This window comes from Bartonella gabonensis (assembly GCF_903679515.1).
GTDB lineage: Bacteria > Pseudomonadota > Alphaproteobacteria > Rhizobiales > Rhizobiaceae > Bartonella > Bartonella gabonensis.
Window position 1 is genome coordinate 13,606 of record NZ_CAHOYM010000019.1, and the last position, 19,738, is coordinate 33,343.

A 19,738-nucleotide genomic window follows, 5' to 3' on the forward strand; every position below is an offset into this window, starting at 1 on the left:
GACTTAATTCTCATCTTCACTGTGTTCATCAGGGATTTCTGGCATCACCCCATCGCGCGAACCGGTAATAACCACATCCCCCTCATCAAGCCCTGAAAGAATCTCTGCCATTACTTTGTTATTAAGCCCTACAGTCACTTGTTTTGCCACCACTTTATTTTTCTTCACCAATACTGAAACCCATGCTTTTCCTTTTTTTGTTGTATCACGCAAAGCATCACTTGGAACCAGCAAAACATTCTGAGCACGCCCTAAAATAATATGCACTTGAGCAGTCATATACGTTCGCAAAAAATTGTCTTTATTATCAATATGCACAATCCCATTATAATAAATCGCCGATGATGAGAGAGAGTTAGAACCTACGACACCAGGGTTAATACTCACATCAGCACGAATAGATTCAGGAGCAGGCTCAACCCTTTCTAGAACGCCCTCATAACGTCGGTCTGGATTACCCAAAACCGTCAAATAAAGAGATTGTCCGGTGCGAACCTTAAGAATATCAGCTTCTGAAATTTGTGCTTTAACTGTCATCTTTGACAAGTCACCTAAAATAACAATTGTAGGTGCCGACTGAACAGCATTAACATTCTGGCCTTCTTCAACAACGGTTGCCAAAACAGTTCCCGCTGAAGGAGCAGTTATCCGCGTATACCCTAGATTAACCTCTGCACTCTCCACATCAATTTGGGCTTGTACAATCTGTTGACGGAGTTGAGCAATTTGCGCTTCGCGTATTTTCACCTGTGTCACTGCATCATCAAAATTAGCTTTTGAAATTGCACGCGATTCAATCATTTTTTTCTGCCGCTCTAAATTTTTCTGTGCAAGGGTAAGATAAGCTTCTTGTTCCACTAAATTCGCATGATAATGCGCTAAGGCTGCTTTTTTTCTTTTCAGATCATTTTCTTGATCTGTAGGATCAATTTCTGCCAAGAGGTCGCCCTCTTTCACAACACTTCCCGGAAAAACACGCATGGAAACCACCCGCCCTGTAGCACGTGCTCCAACCGCCACCAACCGATAAGGACGCACTATCCCAGAAGCCAAAACACTTTCCTCAATATCACCGCGCTTCACCACAGCTGTCATATAGGTTGGCGTAGATGTTCCAAAAAAAACAGAGCGCGACCACAACAAAATGATAATAATAAAGAGAGAAATAAGAAAGAATGAAAGTTTTTTGCGTTTTGTAATGAAATTTTTGATGAAACTCTTTTTCATTGCCCTACCTTTGCAAGTGAATGGGAAACACCATCAACGACTTCCGGACGTGACACATCAACGACACCATCCCATCCACCACCCAATGCTTTCATCAGAGCAATATATTGGGTAGCTAAAGCAATGCGGCTATCTTTAAGTGCCATTTGCGCAGAATAATAGGAACGATCAGCATTTAATAATTCAAGAAAACTGATATTACCATTTTCAAAAAGACTTCGTGAAAGTTGTAAAGAATGCAGGAAAGCTTTATTTGCAACGACAAGCTTTTCAAGACGCTGATGTTCCTTTATTAATCTCACGAGTGCATTTTCAACATCTTCTAAAGCACTCAATACAGCAGAGCGATAAGTAATAAAAGCCTGATCGCGCTGTGCCCGCGCCACCGCAATAGAGGCAACCATCTGTCCTCCATTAAAGAAGGGGAAACTAAGACCGGGGCCAAAAGACCAGCCAATCGTTGAACTTTTCCATAATTGATCTATTGCTGTTGCTGATGTTAAAATCTTCCCCGTTAAGGTAAGCGAGGGATAACGTTCTGCCTCACGTTGACCAATGCGGGCTGTGGCTTGTGCATATTGGCGCTCCGCCCGCCGTAAATCGGGACGTGACAACAAAATATCTGCCGGAATTCCCGCTGGTATTGGCCATTGTGGTTGTGGAATTTTCATGTGTTTGGCATTTTTTTGCAAAAGGTTCCTCAAAGCTGTAGGCACATGACCAGTTAAGACAGAAAGGCGATGCATACTCATTTCCAAATTTGCTTCCATCTGAGCGATATCGGCTTCTGTATTGGCCACTTGCGCTTGTGCATTTGAAGCGTCGAGCCCAGAAATATCACCCGCTGCTAATTTAGCACGCATCAATTCATACGTTTTGCGCTGCGCTGCAGCAATCTGCCGCACAATCAACAATTTTTGTTGCCAACCACGCATTTGAACATAATTTGTTGCCACGTCCCCTAACAATACGACCATCGTCGCACGCATATCTTCCACGGTCGCTTCAAGTCCATAACGTGCTGCTTCAACGCCTCGCTTATGCCCTCCAAAAAAATCAAGCTCCCAGCTGGCATCAAATCCACTACGATACTGGCTCAACGTATCAGATTGTCCAGAGCCGCTACGGGTTCCTGAAATTGTATTTGACGCACTTGGCAACAAAGATCCCACCACTTTCCCTAAGCTCGCACGCGCCTCACGAACCCGTGCTTTGGCAATCGCAACATCATTATTTCCAGAAATTGCCTGATCAATTAACGCATTTAAAACCGGATCATTTAACCGACGCCACCACCCTGCAAGCGCAATTGATTGCCCAGATATCTGTGCAGACTTCTGTCCCCACTTGGAGGGAACAGAGAAAAACGTCTTATGATAATTCGGACCAACCATACACCCTGACAAAAGAAAACAAAGCAAAATACTAGACAGTAATCTGCGAGAAGCGCCCCTTTTGAGATTTTTGATATGCATCTAGTCTCCCGCATTCTTTCAGAATCATTATTGTAATATTAATACTTTATTTACCTATTATTTCAAAATTAACGTGAAAAATCAAATACTGTTTGCACAGGAATATGATCTGAAGGACGTTCCCACCCGCGAGCATCACGAAAAGTCGAAAGATCCGCCACAAAAGGCGCTAAATCTGGAGAGGACCAAACATGATCAAGCCGCCGCCCGTAATCCGTCAACGCCCAATCACGTGCACGATAACTCCACCATGTGTAAAGTTTAATAGGAGCAGGGATATGTAACCGCATGAGATCAACCCATCCGCCCTGACAACATAAATCCTGTAAACGCTTAGTTTCAATGGGTGTATGGCTTACAACCTTCAACAGTTTCTGATGAGACCAAACATCCTCTGCTAAAGGAGCAATATTCAAATCGCCCAGCAAAAGAGAAGATATCCCCTTTTCCTGATCGGCGCGAATAAAAGACATTTCTTCCAAAAAATCAAGCTTATGACGAAATTTTTCATTCACATTAGCATCAGGAATATCACCTCCAGCGGGAACATAAAAATTATGAATCCGCATCAACTTACCATGAACTTCCACAATCACTGAGATATAGCGACAATCTTGATTTTGACAAAAGAAACACTTTTCTACCTTTTTAAAAGGCAAACGAGAAACAATCGCCACTCCATTATAAGATTTTTGTCCACTCAGTGCGATATGCTTATATCCTGCTGCTTCAAAAGCCTCCACTGGAAATAAAGCATTGGGACATTTTGTTTCCTGTAGACACAAAACATCGGCAGGAAAGAATTCCAAATACTGAAAAACCTGTGCAAGACGCAAACGAATAGAATTAATATTCCAAGTCGCAATACGAAAGAACATCTGTTTCAATTCCAATGACGTAACACTATTGCTTCATTTTTTTGAGGGAAGTGTAAACATTCCCTGAGCAAAACGAACGCCTGTTCGCACATTCATAATCTGCACAGTAGTTTCCAAATTTTGTTGGTCAACAATTGTCCACTGCCGCAAAGCAAAGCTTTTAGAATCAAACACCATTCTTATTTGCTCTGCCCCAATCGTTTTATCACGCAGAACAATTGTCACAGCCCCTGGATCTTCGCGAAATGCCAATAAACGCCCAGATGATACGTCAATTTTATCATCCAACAAAAACTTCATTGGCGTTTGTGAAAGTTGTGAAAAATTCCAAGTATTTAAAGCCCGATTGTTAATGCCCACAAATTGACCATCTGCAATGATTTGTAGAGGCATTTTCTTATAAATAAAACGAATTTTCCCTGAACGCTCAAGATAAAATGTTCCTTGAGACATTTTCCCCTTTGGACTAAATTGAATAAAGTCACCTGTCATTGTTTTTATTGCCGCAAAATGGTTAGCAATATTTTGCGCCTTTGCCACTTTATTATATGCTTGCGAAAAAGCAGGAAAAGTTAAACACCAAAAGACAAGAATCCCCACAAACCCAAAGACTCTTCTTTGAAGTAAAAAAGATGTTTTCATAAAAAATGCTCCCAAACAATATCGAATTGACTTTATCATTTATAATTAAGCCATCAATGATGAATAAATACCCTGCTTTATAAGATAAAGATATCATTTGAAAAAACTATCAAAAGATTTTTCAAAAGCGTTTTTCTTCGGAAGGGACTAAAATTTTCCGCTTACCTGCATGATTTGCTGGACTAATGATGCCCTCTTCTTCCATCCTTTCAATCAATGTCACGGCACGGTTATAACCAAGACCTAAACGGCGTTGAATATAAGAAATCGAAGCCTTACCATCACGAAGCACAATCGCAACAGCTTAGCTATAAGGATCATCTGCTAAAGAAAAAACCAAAGAAACATCCTTCTTTATTTCTTTCAATCTCTTACGGTATCGCCTCCAAAGAACCAGTCTGCTTTTAAGTTTCCAAAAGCATCCCAATTTTCTACTTTTTTGCTAATTGACTAAATGCATAATCTATTCTTTCCCCCTAATCTTTGAAGCAATATGAATTATAGTCAATACACGAACGGATTAAATCCTAAACAGATTTTTTGCGAACCTGAAAGCGCTTTTAAGAGGCACAAACGTTTTTTTGACGTACCGGCACCCAAAAGAATAAAAAATTCTCAGCCAATAGGCTGTGTAAATAATTTAAATTTTAGAAAGTTTCAATTAACTTCCCACCCCATATAATTAATCTTCCATAAGGCTCTACAGACAAACCCTTTTCGAAAAGCAGACGGACAAGTCACATGCCGCAACTGCTTTTGCCGTAAGATTGAACGACGAGAACAGCAAAAACAGTTAAATATCACGCTTTTCATGGCCTTATACCACCGACCTTAAATGATACTATTTTACATCAATATATTGATTTATAATGATAAATAATCATTTTTTTAACTGAAATCATAACGTCGAAGATTGTAAGATATTCTCTATATATTAATTTACTTGCCCGTTACAGAAAAACTAACGTGTAAGTACAATGATATAAAATTAAAGAATACTTCTTATGAAAAGTCTCTAATACAAAGGGGTTATCGCAAATTGACAGCCCGTGTATGATGATGCTGGCTTTTTACAATAAAATAAGATAACAACCTGTTTTTATAAGATATTAAACAAAACGATTATAAAGATTTTCAAAAGCGTTCTTCTTCAGCAGGGACTAAAATTTCTCGTTTCCCTGCATGATTTGCTGGACTAATGATGCCTTCTTCTTCCATCCTTTCAATCAATGTCGCGGCACGATTATAACCAATACCTAAACGGCGTTGAATATAAGAGGTTGAAGCCTTACGATCACGCAACACAATCGCAACAGCTTGACTATAGGGATCATCTGCTGAAGGAGAAGCCGAAGAAACATCAGCGCCATCTTCTTCAACTTCTTGGATAATTGTTTCCAAATAATCAGGTCGTGCTTGCGCTTTTAGATGCGCAACAATCTGCTCCACTTCATCATCCGCAACAAAAGGTCCATGCACACGCTGAATACGTCCTCCTCCCATCATAAAGAGCATATCTCCCTGTCCCAACAATTGCTCACCCCCCTGTTCGCCCAGAATTGTTCGGCTATCAATTTTTGAACTCACGGAAAAAGAAATACGTGTAGGAAAATTGGCTTTGATCGTCCCAGTAATAACATCAACGGAAGGACGCTGCGTCGCCATAATCACATGGATACCGGCAGCCCGTGCCATTTGTGCTAAACGTTGAACTGCACCTTCAATATCTTTACCGGCAACCATCATCAAATCAGCCATTTCATCAATAATGACCACAATATAAGGCATAGGACTAAAATCAAGTGTTTCCGTCTCATAAAGAGGCTCACCAGTCTCATGATCAAAGCCCACTTGAATTGTACGCACCATTGTCTCTCCTTGACCTTCTGACTCCTTGAGACGTGCATTAAACCCATCGATATTGCGAACGCCAAGTTTTGACATTTTACTGTAGCGTTCTTCCATTTCACGAACAGCCCATTTAAGCGCAATCACAGCTTTTTTAGGATCTGTCACCACGGGTGTTAACAGATGGGGAATGCCATCATAAACCGAAAGTTCAAGCATTTTCGGATCCACCATAATAAGACGACATTGTTCAGGCGTCATACGATAAAGCAATGATAAAATCATTGTATTGATAGCAACAGACTTTCCAGATCCTGTTGTACCAGCCACCAAAAGATGTGGCATTTTTGCTAAGTCTGCAATAACAGCTTCCCCCCCAATCGTCTTGCCCAAAGCAAGACCTAGTTTTGCTTTACTTTCAACAAATTCCTGCGCTTGTAACATTTCTCGTAAATACACCATCTCACGCTTTGCATTGGGCAATTCTATTCCAATGACATTGCGTCCTGGTACCACAGCAACACGAGCTGAAATCGCACACATTGAACGTGCAATATCATCAGCCAAACCAATAATACGAGAAGACTTAATACCAGCTGCCGGTTCAAATTCATACAAAGTGACCACCGGACCAGGTCGTGCATCAATAATTTTACCCTTCACACCAAAATCTAACAAACTCCCCTCAAGTTCTTGAGAATTAGCTCTCAAAGCAGCAGGAGAAAGTTTTGCATCCCGAACCGAGGGGGGGGGAACCGAAAGATAGTCTAAATGGGGAAGAACAAAACCACCATTTGCAGAAGTTGTAAAAGATTTCAAAGCGCGCTTTTTAACATGAGAAACGCGTGTTTTATCTTGATTTTCCTCACACTGTTCTTTTTTACCCAAAAAAGTTGGTTCAATCCGATTAAATGACTTGCCTTTCCCCTTACTCTGAGAATGCCTTTTGAAACGAAAAAAACGCGCTTGTAAAAAATAAAAAAGATGTAAAAGAGCACCAAAAGTTGTAGCAAAAACACCATACTTCTCATGATCACTCTCTGCGGCATATTCCACATCTTCGTCTATCTCAAAGACAGGATCAACGATTTCGTTTTTTGGAACGCTTTTTTCTTTTCTTTTCTTTGTTTTACGCCGCCATATCACATTGCCAGCAAAAGCAGCAGTGAGAAAACCTAAAAGAATAAAAACAACACTGAAAAGCACCGTATAAAATGGAGAAAGAAAGAGAGGAGAAATTCCAGACGCAACATTTAAAGCTTTATCTCCTAAAACTCCTCCCAATCCCATGGGCAGTGGCCAATAGGTAAAAGAAGCAACAGGCGTCATAAGGGCAAAAGCCATTAAAAAACAAATCGTTGATACCACCCACAAAAAAAAGCGCAAAGTCAAATTATAGATATTCTTTTGTGCCAACAAGAGAAAAGACCAAAATAACGGCGGCAACAAAACAGCAAGACCTGCCAAGCCAAAAAACTGCATAATAAAATCTGAAAAAATCGCCCCCAGCCACCCCATAAGGTTTGTAACCTCATTTGTACTTGCATGGGTTAAAGAGGGGTCAGCAACATTCCACGTCGCCAAAGCAAACACACAAAAAAGAATAAAGCCCAAAAGTCCAAGCCCAATAAATACGCCAATTTGACGTAAAAACATCTCAACAAGCCAAAAGCCTTGAGAATCTCGCGCTTCCAATGAATCATAAGGAGAAGAACTTCGGTGCATCCATCAATTCCAAATATAAAATTTTCATATTTAAAGAGTTATAATTGCATCCTTCTCCTAAAAAAGGGCAAAGCTTACACTCAGCGCTAATCTGAAAACAATCATCTGTCAACAATCCAACTTATTAACCTCGTGCGTTCTAACTTCTTCGCACTTCATATCGTTCATAGACCATCATCCTAAAGGACAATCCCTTATAAAGCACAAAAACAATCATACCCTAAAATATTTATTGCACGAACAACAAAAAAACACTTCATGTGTAAAGTTTTACATGAGTTATAAAGTTTACGATAAGCCCTCTCACCCTCCTAAACAGAAGGTATGGTAACAGTAAAATATTAATACCGTTTTAACCATCACAAATGAACACAATTTTCCTTATTTATCATCCTCAATGTACCCCTTCAGAACAAGCCTCTTAAAGAACATTCATACAAATAAAAAAATACACACCCATCTTTATTTAATTTTAGTTTTCTTTTCTATCAACCAAGTGTAAAAAGAGTTGAAGAGGACATTCAAAAAAGGTTGAACCGATAAATCTGTAAAGTGAGTTACACAAGTAAAGTAAAAGAGCTCTAAAACACTAATCTGTCATCAGATTGCCCAAAAAAAGATATCTCGTCCAAAGAGAAGTCTTATCTTTGTAAAGCAGAAAGAAAAATAAAAATTAAAATATTGTAGACAATTTTAAAGAAAAATATTCTTTTAACAGCAAGCAAACTTTAAACAATGGAAAAAGCCCCGTAAATAATGGAAGAACTATTGTGTATTATAATCACCACAAAGATATAAAACCCAATAAAAAAATAAAATCTAATAAAATCAAACAATGTGATCTTCTCATTGCAGGGGGGGCGGCTGTCGGTCTAACACTCGCAATAGCACTCAAGCAAACAGCCCCTAGTCTGAAAATAAAAATCGTTGATGCTGCTCCAGAGAGAGATATTCCTGCTTCTAACACACGAACCATTGCGCTTGCTGCTGCTGCTGTTCGTATGTTAAAACAATTACAATGTTGGGACTCTATCGAACCCTATGCGCAACCCATTCATTCAATGATCATCACAGATACAAGCACAAATGATCCTGTTAAACCCACTCTCTTAACCTTTGAAGGCGACATTACGCCCGGTGAGCCCTTTGCAACGATGATAGAACATAGAGAACTCAACAATACTTTAAAAAAACGCGTCAAAGATCTCAATATCCCTGTTATCACAAACACACGTGTCATTGATTTTCATCAAGAAGACCAATACACAACTGTCACTTTAAATAATGAAGAGGTTTGGCAAACAAAATTGCTTATTGCCGCCAATGGCGCCCATTCTAAATTACGCCAAAAAGCTGGTCTTAAAAACTTTTCTCACCCCTATAAACAAACAGCCATCATCTGCACAGTTGAACATGAAAAACCCCATAATGGTCAAGCAATTCAACATTTTTTACCTGCCGGACCTTTCGCTCTCCTCCCTCTCAAAGGTAATCGATCCGCCATTGTATGGAATGAAGACCATAAAATGGCGCAATATTATCTCAAAGCTGATGCACTTATTTTTGAAACAGAGCTCGAAAGACGCATTGGTCATCGATTAGGAAAACTCTCTTGGAATGGCGAACGTCAAGCTTTTCCCCTAAAGCTTTCTTTAACACGTCAATGTATTAAGCCCCGTTTTGCCCTCATTGGAGATGCTGCCCATACTATCCACCCTATTGCAGGGCAAGGACTCAATTTAGGATTACGCGATAGCGCTGCCCTTGCTGAAGTAATTATTGAAACAGCACGATTAGGTCTTGACATTGGTTCTCTCACCGCTTTAAAGCGCTATCAAAGCTGGAGACGTTTTGAAATTGTCCGTATGGCTTTAAGCAATGATTGGCTTAATAAACTCTTTTCTAACGATAGCCTTCTCTTACGAATGCTTCGCGATACCGGTCTTGGAATCGTCAATCAAGCGCCAAAAATAAAAAAGTATTTTATTCAAGAAGCTGCTGGCCTTACCCCAAATGCGCCCCGTCTCCTAAACGGTCTCCCACTTTAAGTAAAAATTCATATCCTTTCACTTTTTACAATCTTTGGCTTTTTTCCTCTCCCGCAAAGAACAAAAATGCCTATTCAATCTGATCTCTAAACAGTCCGGATCTTGTCAAGAAGCTTATCCTTGACTTCCCTCTCCCGTATTACATTTACCATAAAGCAAAGCAAGCAAGCCATACTTTAAGGATATTCACCACACACTGAAAAAACATATCATGAAAGCGATCTTATCATACTTCAAATAACGCTCTTTCACGGCACAACAAAATAAGCAAGACTTTCTTTTATCAGACAAACTTTGACTTATAATGAATACTTCATTGTTCTCATGTTGAATGAGAGAGCTGAAGCTCGTAAAATGCCCTCATTTCTAATTTCTCTCCTGTTGAAGCAATCAAAATCACCCTTTGCACGTCACAAGCGGACCGAGCCATGTGGCTAAAACTGTTGAAGAAAGGACTAAAAATGCTTTTTCATGAACCGTCTCCAATACCAAGAACTGTCACAACATTGGGGCTGGCAAATATAACAACGGTGTTAGCGTTCTGTTTATGCCATCAATTCTTCTGTTTTTAACCCTTTTTGTAAAGAATCAATAAAACCATTTATTTGCATAGACTAAAAAGAGCAACGTTAAATAAAACTACAAAAAAGAGGTAAAGTGTCCCCCTTTCTCAAATGCCAAAAGCAATTATAAAATTTTAAGCTGGCATCATCATTATGCTTATCAGCTTATGACAACAATACCTTTGGCATTTAAATACATTTGTTCGTATTTTCTACAATTTTATTTGAAACTCAACAGGTTAATACATCCATTCATCATTTTTATACAATCAAATGAGTAAAAAGAGTCTACTTTTCATATTTATACTTTTGGTATTCCCTTGCCTTATCAATACTGCACATGTGTTATGCTACTTCTGTTGTTATGTGACTTCGAGTTCATCCAGTGTATATCCATTCTCCAACCACTCTTTAATCCACTTAGGTCTCCGTCCACGCCCATTCCATAATTCCCATTGGTTATTGGGATTTCTATAATGACGCTCTTTACTCACAAGATCAGCTATATCAATTCCATGGGTATTAGCAATTTCAAGAATTTTTCGCCGCGCATTTTGCTTTTCCTTTGCTTGCCGTTTTTTTAATTCCACATCAATTTGTGCACGCATCTCTTGTAGTTCATCAAAATTCATATTTTTGAGATCATTCACCTTAATTACTCCCCTTGCAAAAAAGAATTGTCTTTTGCCATATTTTAAACACAATTATAGACAATTTTTGTTTATTTATTATCAAAATTAAAACTACGATACATATATCACTTTGACGGAGATGTGTTTTGTACTACAAAGAACTGCTTATTTGTGTCTCAGCTTCCACCATTGCATCCCTTTTCAGTTTAGTTTCTGAAATTAGAAAATGCAGTGCGCAAACAGCATCACACCTCCCTGACTCTCATGAATCAGGTGTCACAAGTAAATATAAATCGCCACTTTATAAACTATGGCAATATGCCACAAAGAACAAGCCCTCTCCCTATAATGGCGGCGTAATTCATTATAAAAATAAGCAATACCCTAAAGTACAAGAGATTTTCACGTGGTATAAATGTTCTTTAAATTTTTTTATGCAACGAGGAAATTATATAAAACAAGCAATTTCAAAAATGTCCCAAAGATCATTATTGCTTAAAAGTCATATCTTTTTCCGTCATCCCAATAATATCAGTTGGTGTGGTCTGCCCTGTTTTATGGCACACATTGATCTTATTTCTTGGTTATTCATACATATTACAAATCTTCTCAGAAAAGAAAAAAGTGATAACCACAAAGAATATTCTAAGCTAAACAATTCTGTTTTACAAATTTATAAAATCAAGAGACAGCAACAAAAAGCGCCAAACGGTATGGACATTTGTGTCAATCAAATTCTTCATAATAAGGTGTATTGCTGATGATTATTCCAGATCTCACAATGTTTGCTGCTGCGCACATATACGATACCCCTCCTCCAGTATTTTCTACTCTCATCGAACAAGAAGCACGGAATAATATTTATACAGCAGGTAATAATGATAAATTATTCCGTCAATTATCTCTGCTTAGAGAAGAAAACAAAGAAATCGTAACAACTAAACAGTTCAAACAAAATAAACATAATTTTGACGCAATTTTTGAGCAAATCAATGTTGAAAATGTGAAATGGTTTTCTCTTTTTGAGGCATTCAACTCTTGCAGAAATCTTATACCTGTACCAAGCACTTTAGCTTACCGTTATGAACAAACAACATCAGAGTGTATCTTTGAAAAGGTAACATTGCAGTCTATGCTAAGTTTTTACAGCACTGAAAACTTAAGCAATGATACCGATACGCAGATAGTCCCTTCATATATCGGAGTAAAAGTTGCTGAACGAAGAGATAAAGATTTTCAAGAGCCTGTAAGGCTTAAAAAAGAAGAGCTAGGACAAGCAACTAAAGCCAATTCTCTTCCTCTTTCTTCAGAGGAATTAGAAGATGCGTTTGCGCACAAAGAGAGTAGCAGTCGTGATGCTTTTGCCAAGGAAGATTCTTCTTCATCAACAAAGCAGCTTGAGTAGTGATTGGTATTTTCATAAATGAAAACTAAAATTTTTATAGGATGATATAATGAAAGCTAGATAAGGAAATATTAAAGCTCTAATTAGTAAGATTGAACAAGATCTCTTCTAATTGAGGGCAAAAACATGAAAATGATAGAACAAAACAGCGTGGACATAGCATTTAATCAGAGAGCAGCACGTGAAATTACAATCGTGATGCGTTCAGAAAGAGAATGGTATTTTACGTTTGTTGCCGATGATCCAATCACCGGAAAACCTAATAAATATACATTACTTACACAAAGAGGAAAACTAAGAACTTGGGCTGATCCAAAATATCTCTTTAAGTTTCTTCATGAAAGAGGGGTCATTTGTGGGAGTTTTAATCTTAATCAGGATAAAGAACATGAAACAATTAAATATTCACACAACAACTCGTAATAAAATTGCTGCATTTTCTGCAGCTTTAACTGCGTTTTTTATGACGCATCCTGTGTATGCTCAAGCAGCAACGTATTTAAAACATGGAAAAGATGCTTTAGACAAACTCCAGACAGACTTAAAGATAATTGTCCCTATTGCTGCTGCTATTATACTGTTGTGCTTAGCAATTGGTTATGCAGGACGCTATATCGGAAAGGATACCTTTGTACGTTGGTCAGTAGGCGTTGTCATTGCGGGATCAGCTGCTGAACTTGTTAAGATTTTATTCCAAACGGCATAACCTAAAATTCACTATAGTAATATAATAAAAATATTTTATAGATTAAGTAAAAGTTACCCATTAACTGTAAACAAGCTAACAATAGTTTCATTTGTATTAAAAATATATGAAATATTATTTAGAATTTTAGTGAGAGAAATATGCGAAAATTAATTAATTTACAATCAAAAAATGATAATAAAATTGCTGCATTTTCTGCAGCTTTAACTGCGTTTTTTATGACGCATGCTGGGTATGCTCAATCAGCAACGTATTTAAAACATGGAAAAGATGCTTTAGAGAAACTCCAAAAAGATTTAAATCTGATTATTCCTATTGCTGCTGCTGTTATACTTTTGTGCTTAGCAATTGGTTATGCAGGACGCTATATCGGAAAGGATACCTTTGTACGTTGGTCTGTAGGCGTTGTTATCGCTGGATCAGCAGCCCAACTCGCTAATCTTTTATTCAAAGGTGCAGCTGGTTAAAGTTCACTATGGCAGTATAATAAAAATATTTTATAGATAAGTAAAATCTATCTTTTAATTGTAAATTAGAAAATAATAGTTTTATTTATATTGAAAATATATGAAATATTATTTAAAATCTTAATGAGAGTAATATGCAAAAATTAATTAATTTCCAATCAAAAAGCAATAATAAAATTGCTGCATTTTCTGCAGCTCTAACTGTATTTTTTATGACGCGTCCTGTGTATGCTACCCCACAATATTTAAAACATGCGAATACAGCTTTAACTGGGCTCCAGACAGACTTAAAGATAATTATCCCTATTGCTGCTGCTGTTATACTGTTGTGCTTAGCAATTGGTTATGCAGGACGCTATATCGGGAAGGATACATTTGTACGTTGGTCAGTAGGCGTTGTTATCGCTGGATCAGCAGCTCAACTCGCTAGTCTCTTATTCAAAGGTACAGCTGGTTAAAGTTCACTATGGCAGTATAATAAAAATATTTTATAGATTAAGTAAAAGTTACCCATTAACTGTAAACAAGCTAACAATAGTTTCATTTGTATTAAAAATATATGAAATATTGTTTAAAATCTTAGTGCGAGAAATATGAAAAAATTAATTAACTTACAATCAAAAAATAATAATAAAATTGCTGCATTTTCTGCAGCTTTGATTGTTCTTTCTATGAATAATCCTGTATATGCTAAAGCGACATATTTAGGACATGCAGAAACAGCTTTAGAGAAGCTCAGAGATGACTTAAAGCTGATTATCCCTATTGCTGCTGCTGTTATACTGTTGTGCTTAGCAATTGGTTATGCAGGACGCTATATCGGAAAGGATACCTTTGTACGTTGGTCTGTAGGCGTTGTTATCGCTGGATCAGCAGCCCAACTCGCTAGTCTTTTATTCAAAGGTGCAGTTTCTGCTTAAAATTTACTATGACAATATAATAAAAATATATTATAGATAAGTAAAATCTATCTTTTAATTGTAAATTAGAAAATAATAGTTTTATTTATATTGAAAATATATGAAATATTATTTAAAATCTTAATGAGAGTAATATGCAAAAATTAATTAATTTCCAATCAAAAAGCAATAATAAAATTGCTGCATTTTCTGCAGCTTTGATTGTTCTTTCTATGAATAATCCTGTATATGCTAAAGCGACATATTTAGGACATGCAGAAACAGCTTTAACTGGGCTCCAAACAGACTTAAAGATAATTATCCCTATTGCTGCTGCTGTTATACTGTTGTGCTTAGCAATTGGTTATGCAGGACGCTATATCGGGAAGGATACATTTGTACGTTGGTCTGTAGGCGTTGTTATTGCGGGATCAGCAGCCCAACTCGCTAGTCTTTTATTCAGCGGTACAGCTAGTTAAAGTTCACTATGGCAGGATAATAAAAATATCTTATAGAAGTAGAATTTATACATTAATTGTAAACAAGACAATCATAATTTCATTCATACTTAAAATATATTGAAATATTGTTTAAAATCTTAGTGAGAGAAATATGAAAAAATTAATTAACTTACAATCAAAAAATAATAATAAAATTGCTGCATTTTCTGCAGCTTTAACTGTGTTTTTTATGACGCATGCTGGGTATGCTCAATCAGCAACGTATTTAAAACATGCAGAATCAGCTTTAGATAAACTCCAAAAAGATTTAAATCTGATTATTCCTATTGCTGCTGCTGTTATACTTTTGTGCTTAGCAATTGGTTATGCAGGACGCTATATCGGAAAGGATACATTTGTACGTTGGTCAGTAGGTGTTGTTATTGCGGGATCAGCTGCGCAATTTGCTAAATTATTATTTGCAGGTCAAGCCGTAAATTAGTATAATACATAGTGTTTTTAACTTTCATCAATTATAGGTGTATACCAGTAATAATGTAGTCATATTGAAGAAAAGGAATATTATTTTATAGCAACTTTAATTAAAAGGGGATAAAAGATATGAAACAATTAAATACACTTCAGGTAAAAATATGTAATAAGATTCGAGTCATTGTTGTCACTTCAATGATGTTCTTGGGGTCTGAATCTGCATATGCTCAAACAGAAACAAAGAGCTTAGATGTTTTCATGGGTATGCAATATGGATTAAGTATACTTGTTCCTATCGTTGCTGCCATTATTCTTTCATTTCTTTTGCTTATTTATATATTTCGCATCATCGCTAGAGCTACATTTATGCGATGGGCATTCAGTGTCATTATTGCTGGTGCAGCCTTCTATATTAGCCACATATTATTCCATCTCCATTGACAAGAGCACCTCATGAAATCACAAGAAAAAAAAGAATTCCCCCTATTTAAAGGAGCAACGCGTGTTCCAACAATCTGGGGGGTACCCATGATGCCATTTATTGTTATGGTTATGGGGGTAGCTGTTATTGCTATGACAGTAAGTATCTTTTTGTGGATTATGGCGCCACCGTTATGGTTCATTATGGTGCAAATTACTAAAAATGATGATAAAGCATTTCGTATCTGGTGGTTATGGATCGATACTAAATTTCGCAATCGCAATAAAGGTTTTTGGGGCGCATCAAGTTATAGTCCCTCTGATTATAGTAAAAGGAGATAAACATGACAGCTGTTGAAAGCAGCAAACGTCTTGCATCAGAGACGCCTGTAAGCTTGTTCTTGCCCTATTCACATCATATTACAGATACGATTATCTCTACTAAGAATGCGGAATATTTGTCAATTTGGAAAATTGACGGACGTTCGCATCAAAGCGCTTCCGAAGAAGATATTTTTCAATGGACAAAAGATCTTAACAATACTCTACGGGGTATTGCATCGGCCAATTTATCATTTTGGACACATATCGTGCGCCGTCGTGTTTATGAATATCCTGATTCAACATTTGATCAGATGTTTTGCTATCAGCTTGATGAAAAATATCGGCAAAGCTTTGCTGATTATAATTTGATGGTCAATGATCTGTATCTGACTGTCATTTTCCAACCGATAGCAGACAAAATTATGTCGTTCTTTTCTAAGCATGAGCGTGAAACGCTTGATCAAAAAAAGATGCGACAAGATACATGTATCAAAGAACTCAATGACGTCAATCGTACTTTAGGCCAATCCTTAAAGCGTTATGGTGTAGAACTTCTTGGTGTTTATGAAAAAAATGGACATGTTTATTCTTCTGCACTTGAATTCCTTGGAATGCTTGTCAATGGCGAATATCGTCCTATGCCAATTTGCTATGATCGTTTTTCTGACTATATGGCGATCAATCGTCCATTTTTCTCAAAATGGGGTGCTCTTGGTGAACTGCGCACAACGAGTGGAATACGTCGATTTGGAATGTTAGAAATTAAAGAATACGATGCAACAACTAAACCAGGGCAACTGAATGCTTTGCTGGAAAGTGACTTCGAGTTCATATTGACGCAGAGCTTTTCGGTGCTCTCTCGTCATGCTGCTAAAGACTATTTGCAACGGCATCAGCGTAATCTTATTGATGCGCGTGACGTGGCAACAAGTCAAATTGCGCAAATTGATGAAGCACTCAACCAGCTTATCAGTGGGCATTTTGCCATGGGAGAACATCATTGTACATTGACCATATATGGTGATACAATTCAACAAGTCCGCGACCATATGGCTAAAGCAAGTGCAGCACTATTAGATGTTGCGGTATTACCCAAACCTGTAGATTTAGCGATAGAAGCTGGCTATTGGGCACAACTACCTGGAAACTGGAAGTGGAGACCCCGTCCCGCTCCAATTACATCACTAAACTTTTTATCATTTTCCTCTTTTCATAATTTTATGTCAGGAAAACCTACTGGAAATCCATGGGGATCAGCGGTTACAATTCTTAAAACAACCAGTAAAACACCACTTTATTTCAATTTTCATGCCTCCAAACTTGAAGAAGATTCAACTGACAAGCGATTGCTTGGTAATACCGCACTTATCGGACAATCCGGATCTGGTAAAACTGTATTGCTCGGCTTTTTGTTAGCACAAGCACAAAAATTTAAACCAACAACTGTTGTTTTTGATAAAGATCGCGGCATGGAAATTGCTATTCGAGCGATGGGAGGAAAATATCTAACATTCAAAGCAGGAAGATCAAGTGGTTTTAATCCATTTAAACTTCCTCCAACACAAGACAATCTGATTTTTTTGAAACAATTTGTTAAAAAGTTAGCAGAAGCTGGTGGTGAAATTACACATCGCGACGAGGAAGAAATTGATAAAGCTGTTATGTCTGTTATGAGCAGTAACATTGACCCATCGCTGCGTCGTTTGTCTTTTCTGGTGCAATTCTTACCAAATCCGCGTTTAAGTGATTATAACGCACCCCCATCTGTTCACGCTCGTTTACTGAAATGGTGTGAAGGAGGTGATTATGGATGGTTATTTGATAATCCTCATGATGCTCTTGATCTTTCAACCCATCAAATTTACGGCTTTGATATCACAGAGTTCTTAGATAATTTGGAAACGCGTACTCCAGTGATGATGTATCTGCTTTATCGTACAGAAGGTATGATTAGCGGACAGCGATTCATGTATATTTTTGATGAGTTTTGGAAGCCTTTGCAAGATCCATATTTTGAAGATTTAGCAAAAAATAAACAAAAGACTATCCGTAAACAAAATGGTATTTTTGTTTACGCAACACAAGAGCCTAGCGATGCTTTGGAAAGTAATATTGCCAAAACACTCATTCAACAATGTGCAACTTACATTTTCCTAGCCAACCCCAAAGCAAATTATGAAGATTATACAAAAGGCTTTAAACTAACAGATACCGAATTTGAACTCGTTAAAGGGCTTGGTGAATTTAGTCGCCAATTCCTCATTAAGCAGGGTGATCAATCTGCACTCGCAGAACTGAATCTCGGTAAATTTCATGTGAAAAGCAACGGAGAAACTATCAAACACGACTTCAGTGATGAGCTCTTAGTGTTATCAGGTACACCAGATAACGCAGAATTAGTCGAAAGCATTATCGCAGAAGTTGGTGATGATCCAGCAATATGGTTACCGATTTTTTTACAACATGCCAAAAATGACAGGAGGGAAACATGAAAAAACAGGTCATTTCAATAACAGTAGCAGTCACCTTAGGACTCTCAAACCCAGCAATAGCTGGGATTTGGGGTGCTGGTGCAGCAGATTTAGGAGCATCAATTCCAAAAAACTGGCCCAATTTTAATTGGTTTGGCAGTTCATCTTCAACACCCTCCCCAAAGAAAACTCCCTCCCCTCCAAAACAAAATAAACCGGTACCTGTTACACCTGTTATCGACCTCTTAAAAAAGCAACTTGAGGAAACAAAGAAAATACATGCATCTATAACAGGAAGTCAGAAGTTTGACGCTAAAAAACTTAAAAATACACAATCGAGTGATAGCAGTTTTTTTCTCAAAGATCCAGAGACACTTTACAATAGAAATGCATCTTCTGCTCTATCTACATCACTTGAAAATATTTTAAAAGAAGAAGAAATTTCTGTCTCTGCTCATGAATCGCGCAGTTCTATTGGCAAGCGTATTCAATATGCAAGCATTATTGATAAAGCTGTAAGTCTAAAGAGTTTGCAAAATGCAAACAATCGTTTTCAGCAAATTGAAGAACTATTAAACGAAATAAAGACAACAAAAGATCTAAAAAGTATTGCTGAGTTACAAGCAAATATAATTGGAATGCTCGCCATGCTCCAAAATGAAACAGCAAAACTACAAATGGTTACACATTTACGCAACGCTGAACATACACTTATCAAACAGCAGAAGAACAAACATAACATAAAAATTTTGAGCAGCCAAAACACAAAAATGCCTACTATAAGATTTATCCGATAAAACTCTTTACAACGTCTTCTTGCTCTTTTCATGAAAACAAAAGCTGATTTACAGGATTTAGTGCTCATCGGAAGAGTTAGAGAAGCAGAGAGGATTTTATCAAAGTCATGATAATCGTGGTGAAACGACTTAAGTAATGTATAAATGCAAAGGAAGCCTTTAGCATATATCTGTGTCTCAAGATGATAAAAATTTGACTATTCGTTAAAGAGGAATGCCATGAACTTTATTATGTTCACGCAACTTTTCGATAAAATTGATCAGGTAACAAAAACGTAT

The 19,738-nt window shown here is 37.4% G+C and carries 20 protein-coding genes and 1 pseudogene; 14 read left to right on the plus strand and 7 right to left on the minus strand.

Annotated features, from left to right (window positions below; all coding sequences use genetic code 11):
- Window positions 1–3: 3 nt before the first annotated feature.
- The 6 genes and pseudogenes from HWX04_RS04980 to HWX04_RS05005 all read right to left on the minus strand — a co-directional run bounded on the left by HWX04_RS04980 (window position 4) and on the right by HWX04_RS05005 (window position 7,795).
- Window positions 4–1,227: an efflux RND transporter periplasmic adaptor subunit gene (locus tag HWX04_RS04980; RefSeq protein ID WP_175869096.1), complete on the minus strand. Its 1,224-nt coding sequence runs from the start codon at window positions 1,225–1,227 to the stop codon at window positions 4–6.
- On the minus strand, window positions 1,224–2,702 hold the full coding sequence (locus HWX04_RS04985) for an efflux transporter outer membrane subunit (RefSeq protein WP_175869097.1): 1,479 nt from the start codon (window positions 2,700–2,702) through the stop codon (window positions 1,224–1,226). Before HWX04_RS04985 ends, HWX04_RS04980 begins: the two co-directional genes overlap by 4 nt.
- A gap of 68 nt (window positions 2,703–2,770) precedes the next feature.
- On the minus strand, window positions 2,771–3,580 hold the full coding sequence (locus tag HWX04_RS04990) for an exodeoxyribonuclease III (RefSeq protein WP_175869098.1): 810 nt from the start codon (window positions 3,578–3,580) through the stop codon (window positions 2,771–2,773).
- A 33-nt stretch (window positions 3,581–3,613) separates the two neighbouring features.
- A complete protein-coding gene (locus HWX04_RS04995) occupies window positions 3,614–4,222 on the minus strand; it encodes a LolA family protein (protein ID WP_175869099.1) in 609 nt (202 codons plus the stop codon).
- Window positions 4,223–4,343: 121 nt separating this feature from the next.
- Window positions 4,344–4,550 (minus strand): annotated as a pseudogene (locus HWX04_RS05000) (DNA translocase FtsK); the annotation flags it as partial.
- Between the two features lie 806 nt (window positions 4,551–5,356).
- On the minus strand, window positions 5,357–7,795 hold the full coding sequence (locus HWX04_RS05005; protein ID WP_175869100.1) for an FtsK/SpoIIIE family DNA translocase: 2,439 nt from the start codon (window positions 7,793–7,795) through the stop codon (window positions 5,357–5,359).
- Window positions 7,796–8,565: 770 nt separating this feature from the next.
- Here HWX04_RS05005 and HWX04_RS05010 point away from each other — a divergent pair.
- On the plus strand, window positions 8,566–9,843 hold the full coding sequence (locus HWX04_RS05010; RefSeq protein WP_175869101.1) for a ubiquinone biosynthesis hydroxylase: 1,278 nt from the start codon (window positions 8,566–8,568) through the stop codon (window positions 9,841–9,843).
- Window positions 9,844–10,768: 925 nt separating this feature from the next.
- Here the strand turns inward: HWX04_RS05010 and HWX04_RS05015 are convergent.
- Window positions 10,769–11,056 carry an H-NS histone family protein gene (locus HWX04_RS05015; RefSeq protein ID WP_175869102.1) on the minus strand — a complete coding sequence of 96 codons (288 nt, stop codon included), beginning with the start codon at window positions 11,054–11,056 and terminating at the stop codon, window positions 10,769–10,771.
- A 128-nt stretch (window positions 11,057–11,184) separates the two neighbouring features.
- On the opposite strand from HWX04_RS05015, the gene HWX04_RS05020 reads away from it, so the two are divergent.
- The 13 genes from HWX04_RS05020 (at window position 11,185) to HWX04_RS05080 (ending at window position 19,459) form a co-directional block, all read left to right on the plus strand.
- Complete coding sequence (locus HWX04_RS05020; protein WP_175869103.1) at window positions 11,185–11,799, plus strand: hypothetical protein; 615 nt, start codon at window positions 11,185–11,187, stop codon at window positions 11,797–11,799.
- The gene (locus HWX04_RS05025) at window positions 11,799–12,443 is read left to right on the plus strand and encodes a lysozyme family protein (protein ID WP_175869104.1); all 645 of its coding nucleotides are present in this window, start codon (window positions 11,799–11,801) and stop codon (window positions 12,441–12,443) included. Before HWX04_RS05020 ends, HWX04_RS05025 begins: the two co-directional genes overlap by 1 nt.
- 126 nt (window positions 12,444–12,569) lie before the next feature.
- Window positions 12,570–12,866, plus strand: coding sequence for a KorA family transcriptional regulator (korA, locus tag HWX04_RS05030; RefSeq protein ID WP_175869105.1), 297 nt, complete (start codon window positions 12,570–12,572; stop codon window positions 12,864–12,866).
- Window positions 12,832–13,149, plus strand: a complete 318-nt coding sequence (gene trwL / locus HWX04_RS05035; protein WP_175869106.1) for a VirB2 family type IV secretion system major pilin TrwL — start codon at window positions 12,832–12,834, stop codon at window positions 13,147–13,149. The genes korA and trwL (HWX04_RS05035) overlap by 35 nt, the downstream gene beginning before the upstream one ends.
- 140 nt (window positions 13,150–13,289) lie before the next feature.
- Window positions 13,290–13,616, plus strand: a complete 327-nt coding sequence (gene trwL, locus HWX04_RS05040) for a VirB2 family type IV secretion system major pilin TrwL (protein WP_175869107.1) — start codon at window positions 13,290–13,292, stop codon at window positions 13,614–13,616.
- Window positions 13,617–13,750: 134 nt separating this feature from the next.
- Window positions 13,751–14,074 carry a VirB2 family type IV secretion system major pilin TrwL gene (gene trwL / locus HWX04_RS05045; protein WP_175869108.1) on the plus strand — a complete coding sequence of 108 codons (324 nt, stop codon included), beginning with the start codon at window positions 13,751–13,753 and terminating at the stop codon, window positions 14,072–14,074.
- Window positions 14,075–14,209: 135 nt separating this feature from the next.
- Entirely contained in the window at window positions 14,210–14,536 is a 327-nt protein-coding gene (gene trwL, locus HWX04_RS05050) for a VirB2 family type IV secretion system major pilin TrwL (RefSeq protein WP_175869109.1), read from the plus strand.
- Window positions 14,537–14,670: 134 nt separating this feature from the next.
- Window positions 14,671–14,994, plus strand: coding sequence for a VirB2 family type IV secretion system major pilin TrwL (gene trwL / locus HWX04_RS05055; protein ID WP_175869110.1), 324 nt, complete (start codon window positions 14,671–14,673; stop codon window positions 14,992–14,994).
- 133 nt (window positions 14,995–15,127) lie between these two features.
- The gene (trwL, locus tag HWX04_RS05060) at window positions 15,128–15,457 is read left to right on the plus strand and encodes a VirB2 family type IV secretion system major pilin TrwL (RefSeq protein ID WP_175869111.1); all 330 of its coding nucleotides are present in this window, start codon (window positions 15,128–15,130) and stop codon (window positions 15,455–15,457) included.
- A 119-nt stretch (window positions 15,458–15,576) separates the two neighbouring features.
- A complete protein-coding gene (locus HWX04_RS05065) occupies window positions 15,577–15,888 on the plus strand; it encodes a conjugal transfer protein (protein WP_175869112.1) in 312 nt (103 codons plus the stop codon).
- 12 nt (window positions 15,889–15,900) lie between these two features.
- Entirely contained in the window at window positions 15,901–16,209 is a 309-nt protein-coding gene (locus tag HWX04_RS05070) for a VirB3 family type IV secretion system protein (RefSeq protein WP_175869113.1), read from the plus strand.
- A gap of 2 nt (window positions 16,210–16,211) precedes the next feature.
- Complete coding sequence (locus HWX04_RS05075; protein WP_175869114.1) at window positions 16,212–18,683, plus strand: VirB4 family type IV secretion/conjugal transfer ATPase; 2,472 nt, start codon at window positions 16,212–16,214, stop codon at window positions 18,681–18,683.
- Window positions 18,680–19,459, plus strand: a complete 780-nt coding sequence (locus HWX04_RS05080; protein ID WP_175869115.1) for a TrbJ/VirB5 family protein — start codon at window positions 18,680–18,682, stop codon at window positions 19,457–19,459. Before HWX04_RS05075 ends, HWX04_RS05080 begins: the two co-directional genes overlap by 4 nt.
- Window positions 19,460–19,738: the final 279 nt, after the last annotated feature.